The 14176-nt window shown below is 70.3% G+C and carries 13 protein-coding genes; 6 read left to right on the top strand and 7 right to left on the bottom strand.

Going from position 1 to position 14176, the window contains the following annotated elements; all coding sequences use genetic code 11:
• Positions 1 to 10 precede the first annotated feature (10 nt).
• The 4 genes from ACSMTC_RS06010 to ACSMTC_RS05995 all read right to left on the bottom strand — a co-directional run bounded on the left by ACSMTC_RS06010 (position 11) and on the right by ACSMTC_RS05995 (position 4723).
• The gene (locus ACSMTC_RS06010; protein ID WP_436558604.1) at positions 11 to 763 is read right to left on the bottom strand and encodes an MBL fold metallo-hydrolase; all 753 of its coding nucleotides are present in this window, start codon (positions 761 to 763) and stop codon (positions 11 to 13) included.
• Positions 764 to 813: 50 nt separating this feature from the next.
• On the bottom strand, positions 814 to 1815 hold the full coding sequence (locus ACSMTC_RS06005) for a GlxA family transcriptional regulator (RefSeq protein WP_436558603.1): 1002 nt from the start codon (positions 1813 to 1815) through the stop codon (positions 814 to 816).
• Positions 1816 to 1940: 125 nt separating this feature from the next.
• Positions 1941 to 3650, bottom strand: a complete 1710-nt coding sequence (locus tag ACSMTC_RS06000; RefSeq protein ID WP_436558602.1) for an Ig domain-containing protein — start codon at positions 3648 to 3650, stop codon at positions 1941 to 1943.
• Between the two features lie 476 nt (positions 3651 to 4126).
• Complete coding sequence (locus ACSMTC_RS05995; protein WP_436558601.1) at positions 4127 to 4723, bottom strand: TetR/AcrR family transcriptional regulator; 597 nt, start codon at positions 4721 to 4723, stop codon at positions 4127 to 4129.
• A gap of 119 nt (positions 4724 to 4842) precedes the next feature.
• On the opposite strand from ACSMTC_RS05995, the gene ACSMTC_RS05990 reads away from it, so the two are divergent.
• Positions 4843 to 5484: a pyridoxamine 5'-phosphate oxidase family protein gene (locus tag ACSMTC_RS05990; protein ID WP_436558600.1), complete on the top strand. Its 642-nt coding sequence runs from the start codon at positions 4843 to 4845 to the stop codon at positions 5482 to 5484.
• 37 nt (positions 5485 to 5521) lie between these two features.
• On the opposite strand, the gene ACSMTC_RS05985 is transcribed toward ACSMTC_RS05990, so the two are convergent.
• On the bottom strand, positions 5522 to 5956 hold the full coding sequence (locus tag ACSMTC_RS05985) for a GNAT family N-acetyltransferase (protein WP_436558599.1): 435 nt from the start codon (positions 5954 to 5956) through the stop codon (positions 5522 to 5524).
• 308 nt (positions 5957 to 6264) lie between these two features.
• Between ACSMTC_RS05985 and ACSMTC_RS05980 the strand changes: the two genes are divergently transcribed.
• The 5 genes from ACSMTC_RS05980 (at position 6265) to ACSMTC_RS05960 (ending at position 12098) form a co-directional block, all read left to right on the top strand.
• Entirely contained in the window at positions 6265 to 6663 is a 399-nt protein-coding gene (locus ACSMTC_RS05980; RefSeq protein WP_436558598.1) for a hypothetical protein, read from the top strand.
• Between the two features lie 164 nt (positions 6664 to 6827).
• Positions 6828 to 8114, top strand: coding sequence for an FtsW/RodA/SpoVE family cell cycle protein (locus ACSMTC_RS05975; protein ID WP_436564604.1), 1287 nt, complete (start codon positions 6828 to 6830; stop codon positions 8112 to 8114).
• 71 nt (positions 8115 to 8185) lie between these two features.
• The gene (locus ACSMTC_RS05970; RefSeq protein ID WP_436564603.1) at positions 8186 to 9616 is read left to right on the top strand and encodes a peptidoglycan D,D-transpeptidase FtsI family protein; all 1431 of its coding nucleotides are present in this window, start codon (positions 8186 to 8188) and stop codon (positions 9614 to 9616) included.
• 994 nt (positions 9617 to 10610) lie between these two features.
• Positions 10611 to 11441 (top strand): SGNH/GDSL hydrolase family protein, encoded by an 831-nt coding sequence (locus ACSMTC_RS05965; protein WP_436558597.1) that lies wholly within the window; start codon positions 10611 to 10613, stop codon positions 11439 to 11441.
• A gap of 384 nt (positions 11442 to 11825) precedes the next feature.
• On the top strand, positions 11826 to 12098 hold the full coding sequence (locus tag ACSMTC_RS05960; RefSeq protein ID WP_436558596.1) for a hypothetical protein: 273 nt from the start codon (positions 11826 to 11828) through the stop codon (positions 12096 to 12098).
• A gap of 226 nt (positions 12099 to 12324) precedes the next feature.
• Here ACSMTC_RS05960 and pip read toward each other — a convergent pair whose 3' ends face one another.
• Positions 12325 to 13284 (bottom strand): prolyl aminopeptidase, encoded by a 960-nt coding sequence (pip, locus tag ACSMTC_RS05955; protein ID WP_436558595.1) that lies wholly within the window; start codon positions 13282 to 13284, stop codon positions 12325 to 12327.
• Between the two features lie 132 nt (positions 13285 to 13416).
• On the bottom strand, positions 13417 to 14052 hold the full coding sequence (locus ACSMTC_RS05950; protein WP_436558594.1) for a maleylpyruvate isomerase N-terminal domain-containing protein: 636 nt from the start codon (positions 14050 to 14052) through the stop codon (positions 13417 to 13419).
• Positions 14053 to 14176: the final 124 nt, after the last annotated feature.

Raw genomic sequence — 14176 nt, 5'->3', positions numbered from 1 at the left:
CCCCTCACTGTCAGTCGAGGGGTTCGGTGACCCCCGGGATGAGCCAGTGCAGGCGGTCGGCCAGGCCGGAGGCCGCGAAGTGGGCGCTGGTCTCCTCGCGGCCCTCGGTGAAGTGCTCCCACGACGTGTAGTGGACCGGGATCACCCGCCGGGCGTCGAGCGAGCGGGTGAGCGCGGCGGCCTGGGCCGCGTCCATGGTGATCAGCTCGCCGCCGCCGAAGGCCGAGAGGCGGGCGGCCCCGAGGTGGAGCAGGGCGGTACCGATCCTGAAGCGCCGTCCGATCTCGTCGAGTTCGGGGAAGTGGACGGTGTCGCCCGAGATGTAGACGGCCTCGTCCTCGCCAGGGACCTCGATGACGAACCCGGTCACGTCCCCGACGGGGCCGTGCACGCCGGGCGTGCCGGTGACGCGCAGCGTCCGGTCACCGACGGTCAGGGTGTGCGTCGCCCAGGGTGCCAGGCCGACGGCACCGCCGCCGAGGCGGGCGGCGCCGCTGACGGTGGTCAGCACGGGGCGTCCGGCGAGCAGGGTGCGGCCGGTCGCGTCGAGGTTGTCGGGGTGCTCGTCATGGCTGAGCAGGACCGCGTCCACCTGGGGCAGTTGCTCCACACCGAGCGCCGGAGTGCCGTGGCTGCGCAGGACGACCGGACCGTGCCGGTACTCGGCGGGTGCGGGGTCGAAGACCGGGTCGGTCAGCAGCCGCAGGCCGGCCATCTCCAGCAGGACGGTCGCGGTGCCGATGTGCGTGACGGTGAGCTTCACGATGGGTTTCTCCACAGGGGACAAGGGATACGGGCGGATTGCGGGTGTGGTCAGGAGCCGGTGACACGGAAGCGGCGCCGGTACTCGCCGGGGGTGGTCCGCAGACGGTCCCGGAAGACGCGGTGCACGGTCTCGACCGAGCCGAGGCCGCAGGCGCGGGCGACGGCGGGCAGCGGGTGGTCCGTTCGTTCCAGGAGCCGGCGGGCGGCCTCCAGGCGCAGTTCCTCGACGAAGGCGCCGGGTGTGGTGCCGGTCTCGGTACGGAAGATCCGCGCGAAGTGCCGCTCGCTGAGAGCCAGCCGGGCGGCCAGGGCGGGGACGGAGAGATCGGAGGCCAGGTTCTCGCCGATCCAGCGGCGCAGGCTGCGCAGGTCCTGCCGGCCGCTGACGGGATGGGCCAGCGGGACGCTGAACTGGCTCTGCCCGCCCGGTCGTTGGAGGTACATCACCATGATCCGCGCGAGCTCCAGCGCGAGGTCGTCGCCGTGGTCCTCGGCGACCAGGGCGAGGGTCAGGTCCATCGAGGCGGTGAGGCCCGCGCTGGTCCACATCCGCCCCGAGCGGATGAAGATCGGGTCGGGATCGACCGTGACGGCGGGATACTCGTCCGCGAGGCGGTCGGCGGTGGCCCAGTGGGTGGTTGCGCGATGGCCGTCCAGCAGACCGGCCGCGGCGGTCACGTGCGCGCCCGCGCAGACCGAGGCGATCCGCCCCGCGTGCGGCCCCACCTCGCGCAGCCAGGCCACCACGGCCTCGTCCACGCACGGTGTCGGACCGTGCGGCCCCAGATCCACCCGGCCCGGCACCAGGACGGTGTCCGGCCGCATCCGCGGTCCGTCGAAGGTCTCGTCGACGCACAGCGGCACCCCGGAGAACGTCGCCACCGGGCCGCTCCGCTCCGCGCGGAGCCGCACCTCGTACCCGGCCCGCCCCCGCGGCAGCAACCGGCCGGCGAGGGCGAGTACCTCGGCCGGGCCGGACACGTCCAGCGCGTTGACGCCGGGGAAGACCGGGATCACCACCAGGTGCGGCAGGCCGGGAAGATCGCTCATGCCTCCACCCTCGCGGACGGCCGCCGTGGCCGCAATGACGGGGCTCTGCAGGATCCGGCCATTCTTCGGACGGCGGAGGAGAGCGGGCCGGTTGCCCTCCTGTGCGGAGGGCAACCGGCCTTCGGTCAGGACACGTTGACCGCGGTGTCGTCGAGGACGAAGGAGGTCTGCTTGGTGTAGTCCTCGGCGCCGGTGAACTTGAGGGTCACCGACTGGCCGGCGTAGGCGGCCAGGTTGAAGCTGTGCTGCTGGTAGCCGGTGGCCGCGTCGACGTTGGAGTAGGTGGCCAGGGTGGTCCCGTTCGCGGTCACCGTCAGCTTGTCGTAGGCGGTGGTGGCGGGCTCGGCGGTGTCGACGTGCAGCCAGAAGCTGAAGTTGTAGCTGCTGCAGCCGGTCGGCAGGGTCACCGTCTGGGCGAGGGTGTCGGTGTTGGTGCTGCCGTATCCGTCCAGCCAGGCGTCGTACGTGCCGGAGTGCGGCGGCTCGCTGGAACCGCTGTTGATGGCGCTGGTGCCGCTGGTGCTGGTCTCCGTCCAGCCGGCCGTCGAACCGGCCTCGAAACCGGGGTTGGCGAGCAGCTGGGCCGCGGTGCAGCCGCTGCCGCCGGAGGGCTGAACGGTCCAGGTGAAGGCGGCGGAGGACGACGGACCGGTGGAGTCGGTCGCGGTGGCCGTCACGGAGTAGGTCCCGGCGGTGGTCGGGGTACCGCTGATCAGCCCGGTCGAGGCGTTGACGCTCAGGCCGGCGGGGAGGCCGGACGCGGCGTAGCTCAGGCTGCCCCCGGCCGTGTCGGTGGCGGAGAGCTGGAGACTGGTGGCGGTCCCGGCGGTGGCCGTCCGGGTGCCGGGGTTGCTCAGGCTGACGCCGCCGGTCGTGGTCCCGCCGCTGCCCGAGGCGAGCCAGGCGGTGGCGTTCAGGCCGAGCGCGGCATCGGTGCCGGCCGGGTCGTTCCAGCCGTTGTAGAGGGTCTTCCCGGCCTCGCCCGTGCCGTCGTCGATGGCCGAGCTGTCTCCCCAGAGGGCGACCCGGCCCTTGCCGAAGCTGCTGGTCGCGAAGAAGGCGCCGGTGGTCCCGGAGTAGCCGGTGCGGTAGACGATGCCCTTGACCGAGGGGTTGTCGGCGGGCTTGAGGGTGAAGGTGGTGCCGTTGCGGATGATGCTGCCGGTGACGGTGCCGAAGGGCCCGTGCAGGACGGGGTCGGTGGCGTCGCTGATCGCGGTCGGGTTGTCGGTCTGGATGTTGAGCAGGTCGACCGAGAGCCCGAACGGGTCGTTGCTGTTGACCGAGTTGGTGGTCATCAGGTCGTTGATGATCGCCGGGGAGTCCCAGCCGTCGTTGTTGCGGTCGCTGCCGGTGTGGTCGGAGATCAGGAAGAGTCCGCCGCCGTTCTGGACGAACGTCATCACCGCGGTCTTCTCCGCGTCGCTGAGCCGGATGTTCGGCTCGGGCAGGACGAACTCGTCGAAGTTGGCGAGGTCCAGCGCCCCACCGGTGCCGTACGTGATGGTGGAACCGCTCGGCAGGGTCTTCAGGCTGTACTGGCCGGTCTTCTGGAGAGCGACGCCCCAGCTGGAGATGGCGCCCGTCCAGTCGCTCTCGGACTGCGGGTTGGCGTTCTGCCCGAGCGGGTCCGGCTGGCTGGTGCTGATGATCCAGTCCGCGTTGCCGGCGGTCTCCGCCTTGGTGTTGTCGAACAGGATCCGGTGCTGCGTGGTCGCGGCTGCCCTCGTCGTCGCTGCCGAGGCCCGGTGGGGCGCGGCGGTCGCACCGGCGAGCGCTGCCAGGGCGGCGGCGGTCAGTGCGAGCGGGCGGATGGCGTGCCTTGATCTGATCATGCGTCAGACTCCTCGTGCTGTGGGGTAACAGAGGATGGTGCTACGCGCGTAGGCGCGCAGGATACCGTGCCATGGCGGGGTAATGGGAGCTTGAACGGAGCATGACGGATCGGTGCAACCGCCGTTCCGCCAAGCCTTCTGTGCCCCTCGGTCTCCCGGATGTCCGCTGAGCTGCCCGTCCATAGGGCCGACGGGACTTCGAGGCGACCCGAGGGGACGAAGTGGTCGCCGGATTGGCAGAAGTGACGGTCCGTCGGAGAACAGAGCTGACCATAGGTCAACCACTCTGTTCGGATGCCGCATTCGGCGTTCGGCGCTGGGCTACGCCCTGGCGGGACAGTACGCGTGGGCGCGGGATGCTGGCGTCGGACCGGGGTGATCGTCCGGTTCCAGGGCGCCGAGCCCGGATCGAGCCCCGGCGAACGGCTTCGCCGGGGCTCGATGGACGGAGACTGCGGGGGTGTCGAGACCGCCGGTCACGCAGCCGCTGTCGAAGACTTCGCGGACGGGGACGCGGAGTCGGGTCGGGGCGGTGGGGACAGCAGTCGTTCGGCGATCGCCCGGGCTCGTCGAGCCGCGCCGCCGCCGCGCTGGCGCATGGCGGTGACGGTGGCGCCGTCCATCAGCAGGATGAACTGCTCGGCCAGCGCGCGGTGGTCGGGATGGCCTTCCTCTTCGAGCAGGCGGTCGAAGAGGTCCGTCACCTTGCCCTTGTGCTCGTTCGCCAGGTGGAAGATCTCGCTGTGCGGGTCGGGGGCTTCGGCCATGGCGTTGATGAAGGCGCAGCCGCGGAAGTTCTCGGACTCGGCGAACTCCGCGATCGCGTCGAAGACGGCGAGCGGGCCGCCGCCGTGGGCGGCCACCGTCTCCTCCAGCCAGGTGTGCCAGCGTGCGTCGCGTCGCTTCAGGACGGCCTGCACCAGTTCGTCCTTGCCGGCGAAGTGCCGGTAGAAGGAGGCGCGCCCGACTCCGGTGACGGCCAGCAGTCGCTCGACGCCGACGGCCTGGATGCCTTCCTTGTAGAAGAGCTCTTCTGCGCCTTGAAGGAGGCGCTCCCGTGCGTGTGTCGGCATGCGGTCAGTGTAGTTGGCCTTGACGCCATTCGGTACCGATCGGTACCGTTACTCTCGACCTAAACGGTACCGATCGGTACCGTTTCTGCCGGGGTCGGCGCCGCAGGGGAGGGGACCCGATGAGTCGCTATGCACACGTGGCCTACACCGACAGCGTGCGCCGCGTGCAGGAGGAACAGGGCAGTGCGCTTGCGGCGGGCCGCGCTCTCGTCGGGCCCGCCGATGCGCCCGACCTGCTGGGGGAGATGGAGCAGGCCTTCATCGCCGCCCAGGACGGGTTCTACCTGGGCACCGTGAGCGAGACCGGCTGGCCCTACATCCAGTACCGGGGCGGCCCCCGGGGCTTCGTGCACGTCCTCGACGAGCGCACGCTGGCCTTCGCGGACGTCCGCGGGAACCGGCAGTACATCAGCACCGGAAACGTGCGGGCGAACAAGCGCGTCGCACTGTTCTTCATGGACTACGCCCGCCAGGCGCGGTTGAAGATCTTCGGTCAGGCGGAGGTCAAGTCCCTCGAGCAGTACCCCGGGCTGGCCGAGCAGCTCGATGACGTGCGTGCACAGGGGCACGTGGAGCGCCTGATGGAGATCCGGGTGGAGGGCATCAGCTGGAACTGCCCCCGGCACATCACCCCGCGCTACACCGTCGAGGAGATCGAGCAGGCCACCGAGCCGCTGCGCAGTCGCCTCGCCGAGCTGGAGCAGGAGAACGCGCGCCTGCGGTCGCTCCTCTACGACCGATTCACGTCCGCCGAGCGGTAGTTCCCAGCCGGGGCCAGGCGGTGACTCCTGGCTCAGGTCACCCGGGGCTGCTCGTGGACGGCAGATGGATCAGGCCTGCCTCCGTCGGGCGGAAGCCGCAGGCATCGTAGTAGAAGCGTCGCAGCTCGGGCCTGAAATCGACGTGCAGCCACTCATAGCCCGCCGCACGCGCATGAGTTGCCGCCAGGCGGACGACCGCGGTGCCGATGCCGCGATGCTGATGCGAGGCCCGCGTCTTCGTGTCGATCAGGAAGGCGTGGTCTCCACCGTCCCAAGCGACGTTCGCGAAGCCGAGAAGGACTCCGTCGCCGTCGCGGGCGGTCACCCGGCCAAGGCTGTGACGCCGGGTCCTGTTCCACCAGCCGGCAACGGCATCGCCGCCATGTCTCCTTGGCGTTGTAGAGCTGCGTCGCGATCGTCGAACGAGCCCGGTGACCGGTGATCTGGCCGACCACGTCGCTGGTCGGGACACCAACCTTGCGGCAGAGCACCGGGATGACCGTGAGGTTGATGTGCTGACCACTCCGGCCCGGTAGGCGAACAGGGGCGAACTGTTGATGGTGGGGCCGTCTGCCGGGCCAGTGACTACGGAAAGTGATGGCGGCGAGGATGGGGATGGATCGGCGGCGCGGTCGGGCGGACTTGTGGCGGTTGGGAACGGATTCACGCGAAGAGGCGTCCCGATAAGAGACGAATGGGCTCAGATGCCCCGAAATGGGTGTCTGCTGTGGACGCATCCACGGCAGACACCGTGCTGCGAGAGGGCATCGGTTCTGATCCATGGACTCAACACACGCGAACACGTTCGCCCGTAAGGCAGGACTGGCCGGGAGGTTCCTCGGTGCCAGCGCGGTAGCCGGCGCCGGCGTCCTGTCCGCCGGGCTGGTCCTGCCCGCGGTCGGCGGACTCGGCCCGGGAGCGAAGAACGCCGTCGGCGACTTCAACAGCCTGCCCGACGACTTCACCACGCCCCCGCTCTCGCAGGCCTCCACCATCGCGGGCGACTACAGAGCGTTGAAGCCGTTGCCCGGAAGGCACCCACCGCCGAGAGCCGCACAAGACGCGGAACACGGGATACACGAAGGAGACATCAGTGAAGTGCCCACCCGCTGGCGAAGCAGAGCAGAAGCAGCTCACGGGGGCAAGCCCGTGCGGGCCGCGGGCGACGGCCCGCGCTGAGGGGCACGGGAGACGCGGCGCTCGCGGGACGGCGACAGGGCCGGCCCTTGACTGACACACTGTCCGCCCACACCCGCAGACCGGACGCCGACAGCGGGTACCCCGACCGCCGGCGCCTGCGCAGGGCCGAGGCCTGGCTGCTCGTGCCGGCGGTGGCCGTCCCGATGGCGGCCCACGTGTGCGTCGGTCTCAACCGGGACGGGAGTCCACCGCACGACAGCGCCGCTCTCGCCGGTGGTTGCGCCGCCCTCGCCCTCGTGGCCCACCTGTTCATCCGGCGCCTGGCGCCTTACGCCGACCCGCTGCTGCTACCGCTGGCGGGGTTCTTCACCCTGCTGGGCGTGGTGCTCATCCAACGCCTCGACATCGTCTACACCCAGGCCTACGGCAGCCCCGCCACCGCGCCCAGCCAACTCATGTGGGCGGTGATCGCCCTCGCGGTCTTCCTGGCCCTCCTGGCCGCCCTGCGCGACCACCGGGTCCTGCACCGCTACCCCCACCTGGCGGCGCTCTGCGCGCTCGTGCTGCTGATGGCCCCGGCGTTCTTCCCCGGTGACACCTACGGCGCCAAGCGCTGGATCGTCTTCGCCGGGCTGTCCGTCCAGCCCGGCGAGATCGCCAAGAGCGTCATCGTGGTCTTCTTCGCCGGCTACCTCGCCAGCCGCCGTGAGGTGCTCTCCCTGGCCGGACGGCGCTTCTGCGGTATGCCGCTGCCCCGAGGACGCGACCTGGGCCCGCTGCTGGCAGTGTGGGCGGTCAGTCTGGTCGTCCTGGTCTTCGAGCGAGATCTGGGCACCTCGCTGATCCTCTTCGGCGTCTTCGTCACCATGCTCTACGTCGCCACCCAGCAGACGAGCTGGCTGCTCACCAGCCTCCTGCTCGGCAGTGCCGGCGCCGTGACCGTCGGCTCCCTCGAACCCCACGTCAAGGCCCGCGTCGCGGCCTGGCTGCACCCCACCGCCATCTACCTGCCGCCCGAGCAGCGCCCGGCCGGCGTCATCTCCGAGCAGCCCGTCCAGGCCCTGATGAGCTTCGCCAGCGGCGGGATGACCGGCAGCGGGCTGGGCCGCGGGCACCCCGAGCTCATCGGCTTCGCGGGCCGCAGCGACTTCATCCTCACCACCATCGGCGAGGAACTCGGCCTGGCCGGTCTGAGCGTCGTCCTCGTGCTCTACCTGCTGCTGGTCAGCAGGGCGCTGCGCACCGCCAACGCCCTGCCCGACCCGTTCGGTCGCCTGCTGGCGGTGGGCCTGGGCAGCACACTCGCCCTCCAGGTCTTCGTCATCTGCGCCGGCGTCATGGGGCTGCTGCCGCTCACCGGCAAGGCACTGCCCTTCCTCGCCCTCGGCGGTTCGGCGCTCGTCGGGAACTGGGCCCTCGTGGCCCTGCTCGTGCGCTTGAGCGACCGCGCCTACCGCCCACCGCCCGTGTCAACCGGAAGGGCCCGATGATGGTCCGGCACCGCATTCCCGCCACCGCCCGTCGACGCCGTGACGCCAGCACCCCGCACCGCGAACGCACCATGACCCGCGCGGTCGGCCGTACCGGCGTGTTCTACGCCGGCCTGACCCTTGCCCTCCTGGCCCAGGGCAGCTGGTTGCAGGTCCTCAACGCCTCCGCCCATCGCGACAGTTCGCACAACGCGCGCACCGCCATCACCCGGTTCTCGCAGCCCGGGGGCGACATCTCCGTGGCCGGACGGGCCGTCACCGGCTCCCAGGAGACCGGCGGGCGCCTGGCCTACCGCCGCACCTACACCGACGGCCCGCTCTACGCCGCCGTCACCGGCTACGCCTCCCAGGCCTACGGCAGCACACAGTTGGAGGGAATCTACAGTGACCTGCTGGCCGGCACCGACGCGAGCCGACTGAACCCGTTGGAGGCCATGGTCGGCGCGCGCCGCCCCGGCAATGTGGCCACCACCATCGACCCGCAGGTCCAGCAGGCCGCCTACGACGCGCTCCAGGGCCGCACGGGCGCCGCTGTCGCCCTCGATCCGGCAACGGGCCGGGTCCTCGCGATGGTCAGCACCCCCTCCTACGATCCGGCCTCCTTCGCCGGGAGCGGCGCCGCCGACCGCACCGCGTGGCAGAAGTTGCTGGACGATCCGCGCGAGCCCCTGCTCAACCGGGTGCTGCGCGCCACGTATCCGCCCGGCTCCACCTTCAAACTGGTCACGGCCGCCGCCGCCCTGGAGAACGGCCTTTACACCTCCATCGACCAGGCCACCGACAGCCCCTACCCGTACACGCTGCCCGGAACTCGCACCGTGCTGCCGAACGACATCCCCAGCGCCCCCTGCCGCAACGCCTCCATCCGCGTCGCCCTGCAGTACTCGTGCAACACCGTGTTCGCCAAGATGGCCGCCGACCTCGGCGAGCAGAAGATGAAGGAACAAGCCCACAAGTTCGGCTTCGACACCGACGACCTGACCATCCCGGTCCGCGCCGCGGCCAGCGTCTACCCCACCGAGATGGAGGCATCACAGGTCGCCCTGACCGGCATCGGCCAGTTCAGCGTCACCGCTACCCCGCTGCAGATGGCCATGGTCAGTGCCGCCATCGCCAACGACGGCAAGCTGGTGCGACCCACCATGGTCGCCGAGGCCGGTGCCAAGGTCGCCCCCGCCGCCCCTGTGCAGGTGGTCAGCCCCGACACCGCCCGCGCCCTGCAGAACGCCATGCGCACCGTGGTCACCTCCGGCACCGCCAAGAACGCCTCGATCCCGGGCCTGACCGTCGGTGGCAAGACCGGCACCGCCCAACATGGCGTGGACAACAGCGGCCTGCCCTACGCCTGGTTCACCTCGTACGCCAAGGACGGCTCCGACAACACGGTCGCGGTCGCCGCCATCGTCGAGGACGGCGCTGCCAACCGCAACGAGATCTCCGGCAGCAGCCTTGCGGCGCCGATCGCCAAGGCCGTCATGAAGGCCGCGCTGCCCACCGGGTGACGCATCACTACGGCGCCGGCAAGACGCGCGGATGCGCATCGCCATCCGGTCCAGGGTCGAGACCGCCGGAGCTCCAGGCCCCTCTGCACCAGCTGTTCCAGCGCGACGTTGATCAGGTCGGCCGGGTTGTTCTTCGACGCGGCCTCCGCCCGGATCGCCTCCTCGGCCACCTTGCGGGCCTGCCCGGCGTCGTACACACCCCCACCCGCTGCCGCGCCGGCGCCCGGTGGTTCTTCGCCGTCTTCCCGGCGCTGTAGCCGGCCACCACGCCCTCCGGCAGCTCCACCGCCCGCCGCACGAAGTCGACCATCTCTCCGCACCGAACTGACCAGTAGTCAGCAGCGCTCATCGTCTCCTGAGCCGGCCTGTTTCGTTGTGCCGGTCATGGACCCTGGCCGACCGCACCTGCCGCCCGGCCGTTCTCCGCCACGGGCGTCGGCAGGTCAAGACCGCCTGTTTCTCGGGCAAAGCCACGATACCGATGGTCGGGTCCCATTCGGCCTCCGGTGGCCTCAACGATCGATGTGGGTGCCGACCGCTTCTGATGGGTCGGCAGATTCACCTCAGTCCCGGTGGGCCACGCAGCGAAACGAGGCCGGCGGGTCCGATGGCAGCTGCCCGTGCCACAGTGTCAACGCCACATGAGTATTGCTTGACGGTCTGCCAATCCGCTTTCCCCTGGCGTCATTACGGGTCGCAGTTCGACGCCGTCCCGAAGCGGCTCCCGCTCCGCCCCATGAGCCATCGCCGCCAGTCCCACGCCCATCGCGACGCCAACTGACGTCGCTCAAAGGCAGGCTGGCGTACCGCAAGGCCTCGTCGGCCGCCTCGGAGGTGCAGACCGTCACAGGAAATTTTCAACTTGTTCCCCCCGGATCGATGACAGAGACCTTCCCCCGGTGGATTACTCCCTGGTAGAAAATGCCGACGCGCGTAGAGCTGTGCCCCATCACATCGCGTCCCCCCCACCGACCTTGTAGTGAGGTTCATCAGCATGCCTGTTTTCAGAAATCTTGCCGCCGGCCGATCCATCGCCAGAAGAGCCGCCTCCGTCGCACTCGCCGCAGCCGCCCTGGTCACCGGCGGAATGGTCGGCGCCCCCGGTGCCCAGGCCGCGACCGGCGGTTACGTCGCCCTGGGCGACTCCTACTCCGCCGGAGTGGGCAGCGGCAGCTACATCTCCTCCAGCGGCTCCTGTTACCGCAGCACCCTTGCCTACCCCTACCTGTGGCAGCAGGCCCACGCCCCCTCCAGCTTCAGCTTCGTCGCCTGCTCCGGCGCGACCACCTCGACCGTACTGAGCAGCCAGATCAGTGCGCTGAACAGCTCCACCGCCGAGGTGAGCATCACCGTCGGCGGCAACGACGTGGCATTCGCCTCGACCATGCAGACCTGCGTGCTCAGCGGTACCAGCGACTGCCTCAGCGCCGTCTCCGCGGCGGAGAACGTCGCCAACACCCAGCTGGCCGCAAAGCTGGACGCGGTCTACTCGGCGATCCGCTCGCACGCGCCCAACGCGCACGTCGTGGTCCTGGACTACCCCCACCTCTACCAGGTCCCGGGCTCCTGCCTGCTCGGGATCAGCGACACCAGCCGCAGTGCGATCGACGGCGCCGCGGACGTCCTGGACTCGGTGATCTCCCGTGAGGCCGCACGGTACGGCTTCAGCTTCGGCGATGTGCGCAGCGTCTTCGCCGGACACGAGATCTGCTCGGGCGGTTCCCAGTGGCTGCACAGCACCACCCTGCCGACCTACGAGTCCTACCACCCCACCGCCGCAGGCCAGTCCGGTGGCTACCTTTCGGTGTTCACCGCCCGCGCCTGACGGTGAACCGCTCATGACCGTCTCCCGCGCGGTCGGATCCGGAAGCCGCTTTACCGCCGATCGGGGAGCCGGCCGAGTGGACGGTGCGTGAAGTCAGGGCCTCTTGGTAGCTCGGTGGGTGTCCACGCCGGATCGAGCGACCAGGAGGCCCTGGTGTCGCGGTCCCCCGTGCGGGTGCGGACGGAGTCCAACTCGGCTGTCCGGTCCGGTGATTGTCCCGGCTAGGGCGACGCGGCTGAGCGCAGCCCGGGGCGAGCGGGTGGCCGGGGGCGCCGCCTGCTCCCTGGCGCAGTACGGCCGTGCAACTCCCGGACCGGTCGCTCAAGTCGACTTCGGCCGACGCCGATACGAGGAGTGACTTCCCCCAGTCGAGAGGAGCTGTCCATGAAGCGATTCGTTCTTGCGGTGGCCGCTGCCGGTCTGGCCGCAGGCCTGTTCGGTGTGACCACTCAGCCCGCCTCCGCCATCGCTCGGGACTGCATCCCGGGGGGCCCGATCGGCAAATGCCTCTGGGACGGTGGCAATACCGGGTCCGGCTTCGCCAGTGAGGACCCGTGTCAGACGGCCGCCGACCGCTACAACGGGCAGGATCCCGATCACGACTACGAGTGCGAGGACGTCTTCGGGAACGGCCGGTACTGGGTCGTCCGGTACTAGCCCGGCACTGCAGTCCGTTGTCGGACAGCAGGCCGCGGCGGACGCCGGGACCGCCGGTCCGGGCGAACGCCTGGCCGGGCTCAAGGACGCCCTTCCGACGACGCACCGCCCGCGCCCCGGCCCGAGTCGGACTCCCGGGGCGGGGCGCGGGCGGCCGGGCTCGCCGACTACGCGGAGCGGAGGCCCGAAGACCGGGTTCGAGGTCCGTCACGTCTCCAGCCGAGTGCTACCGGTTCTTGAACTCCTCGATGGCGTCCCGGACCACCTGCCCCAACGCGTCGCTTCCGGCGTGCCCGGAGTCCTCGATGATGTGGAGCCGCGCGTCCGGCCAGGCCTTCGCCAGCTCCCACGCCGTCTGGACCGGGCTGCCCATGTCGTGCCGGCCGTGGACCAGCACCGCCGGGATCCCGGCCAGCTTGTGGGCGTTGCGCAGCAGTTGGTCCTCCTCCAGCCACGCGCCGTTGCTGAAGAAGTGGGCGCAGATCCGTACGAAGGCGATCTGCGCGTCGACCTCGCGATCGCTGTACATGCCGGGCACACCGTTGGGCTCGTTCGAGATGACCGCGTCCTCCCAGGCGAGCCAGTCGGCAGCGGCCTTCTCCCGGACCGCGCGGTCGGGGTTCTCCATCAGCCGCGCGTAGGCCGCGAGCAGGTCACCGTCCCGCTCGTCCTCGGGGACGCCGTCACGGAACCGGTCCCAGGCTTCGGGGTGGAACCGCCCGGCGCCCCGGTAGAGCCATTCGGTCTCGGAGCGGCGGGTCATCGTCACCGCGGGGATGACCATCTCGCTGACCCGCTCGGGGTGTTGCTGCGCATAGGCCAGGACGAGGGTCGAGCCCCAGGAGGCGCCGTTCAGCAACCACCGTTCGATGCCGAGGTGTTCACGCAGCCGCTCCATGTCGTCGATCAGGTGCTGCGTGGTGTTCAGGCTCATGTCCGCCGCCGGGTCGCTGGCGTGCGGGGTGCTGCGACCGCAGTTGCGCTGGTCGAAGCGGATGACGCGGTAGCACTCGGGGTCCCAGGCCCTGGTCGGCCGCCGCATCGCGCCCGATCCCGGGCCGCCGTGGACGTTCAGGGCAGGCTTGCCTTCAGGGTTGCCGAGCTGTTCGTAGTAGATGCGGTTGCCGTCTCCGGTGTCGAGGAATCCATGGTCGTAGGGATCGGTCGGAGGATAGAGATCAACCATAACCGCCGATCCTACGGGAGAGGGCGCAACCGAACTCCGTTACCGGAAAAGCCGGTTCGCCGCCTGAGGCGACCCCGATCGTGGATCGCCCCTCCGAACCGCGAAGTGATCAGTGTCGTGTGCCGGGGCCGGTCAGATGGCGTTGACCGCCGCAGGTGCTCGCTCCGTGCGGGTCAACGCCCTCAGCAACGCGGCCTGGCCGTGACGTCGGGCGGCGAGCCGGGACAGCAGCGCGAGCACCGGGTCGAAGACGGCGTCCGGGAGCTCCTGTGCGGCGATTCCCACGCTGACGGTGAGATCGTCCATGTGGACGGCGAGTTCCAGCATCCGTGTGACCAGGAAATCGTCGAGACGCAGCGCCCATCCCGTCTGCGGCAGGAACACGACCTGGTCGGCCGACCGCGAGGCGGACTCGGTCCGCTGCCCGGCGAGCGCGGTGCGGACGCGCCCGGCCAACGACAGCGCGCCTTCGGAGGCGATGGCCTCGCCTTTCGCTCGAATGCCGGCGTTGGCCTCCCCGTCGAGTGGGGCGTCGATCCAGGCAGCTCGCGCGAAGTGTTCCAGCAGCGGGATCGGTGCCTGCCGCGACTCGGGCTCTTCCAGCGCCGAGCTGACACTGAAGATCTGATGCGCGAGGTGGCCGGCCAGGCCGCCGACCGTCATCCCGGCCAGTGCGCTGGGCCTCTCCCACGCGGCGTCAACTTCCGGGTGTCCCAGAAGTTCCGCCGTCTGGCTCGCTGCGCTCAGGTAGGCGTCCATGACGCTCATGAAGTCCTCCGTGATCCGGGATCTTCCCCGACACTATCGGCCCGGGGAGGTGTCCGGGTAGGGGATTGCGACTCGGCGGCGCCCTGGCGTGCGGCGATGTCGGGGAAGCCGGGCACGCCGAGGC

The sequence above is a fragment of the Kitasatospora sp. HPM-01-4 genome, assembly GCF_051374625.1.
In the GTDB taxonomy this organism is placed as follows: domain Bacteria; phylum Actinomycetota; class Actinomycetes; order Streptomycetales; family Streptomycetaceae; genus Kitasatospora.
The sequence above is the reverse complement of the archived record's forward strand: the minus strand, read 5'-3'. Positions and strand labels throughout refer to the sequence as shown.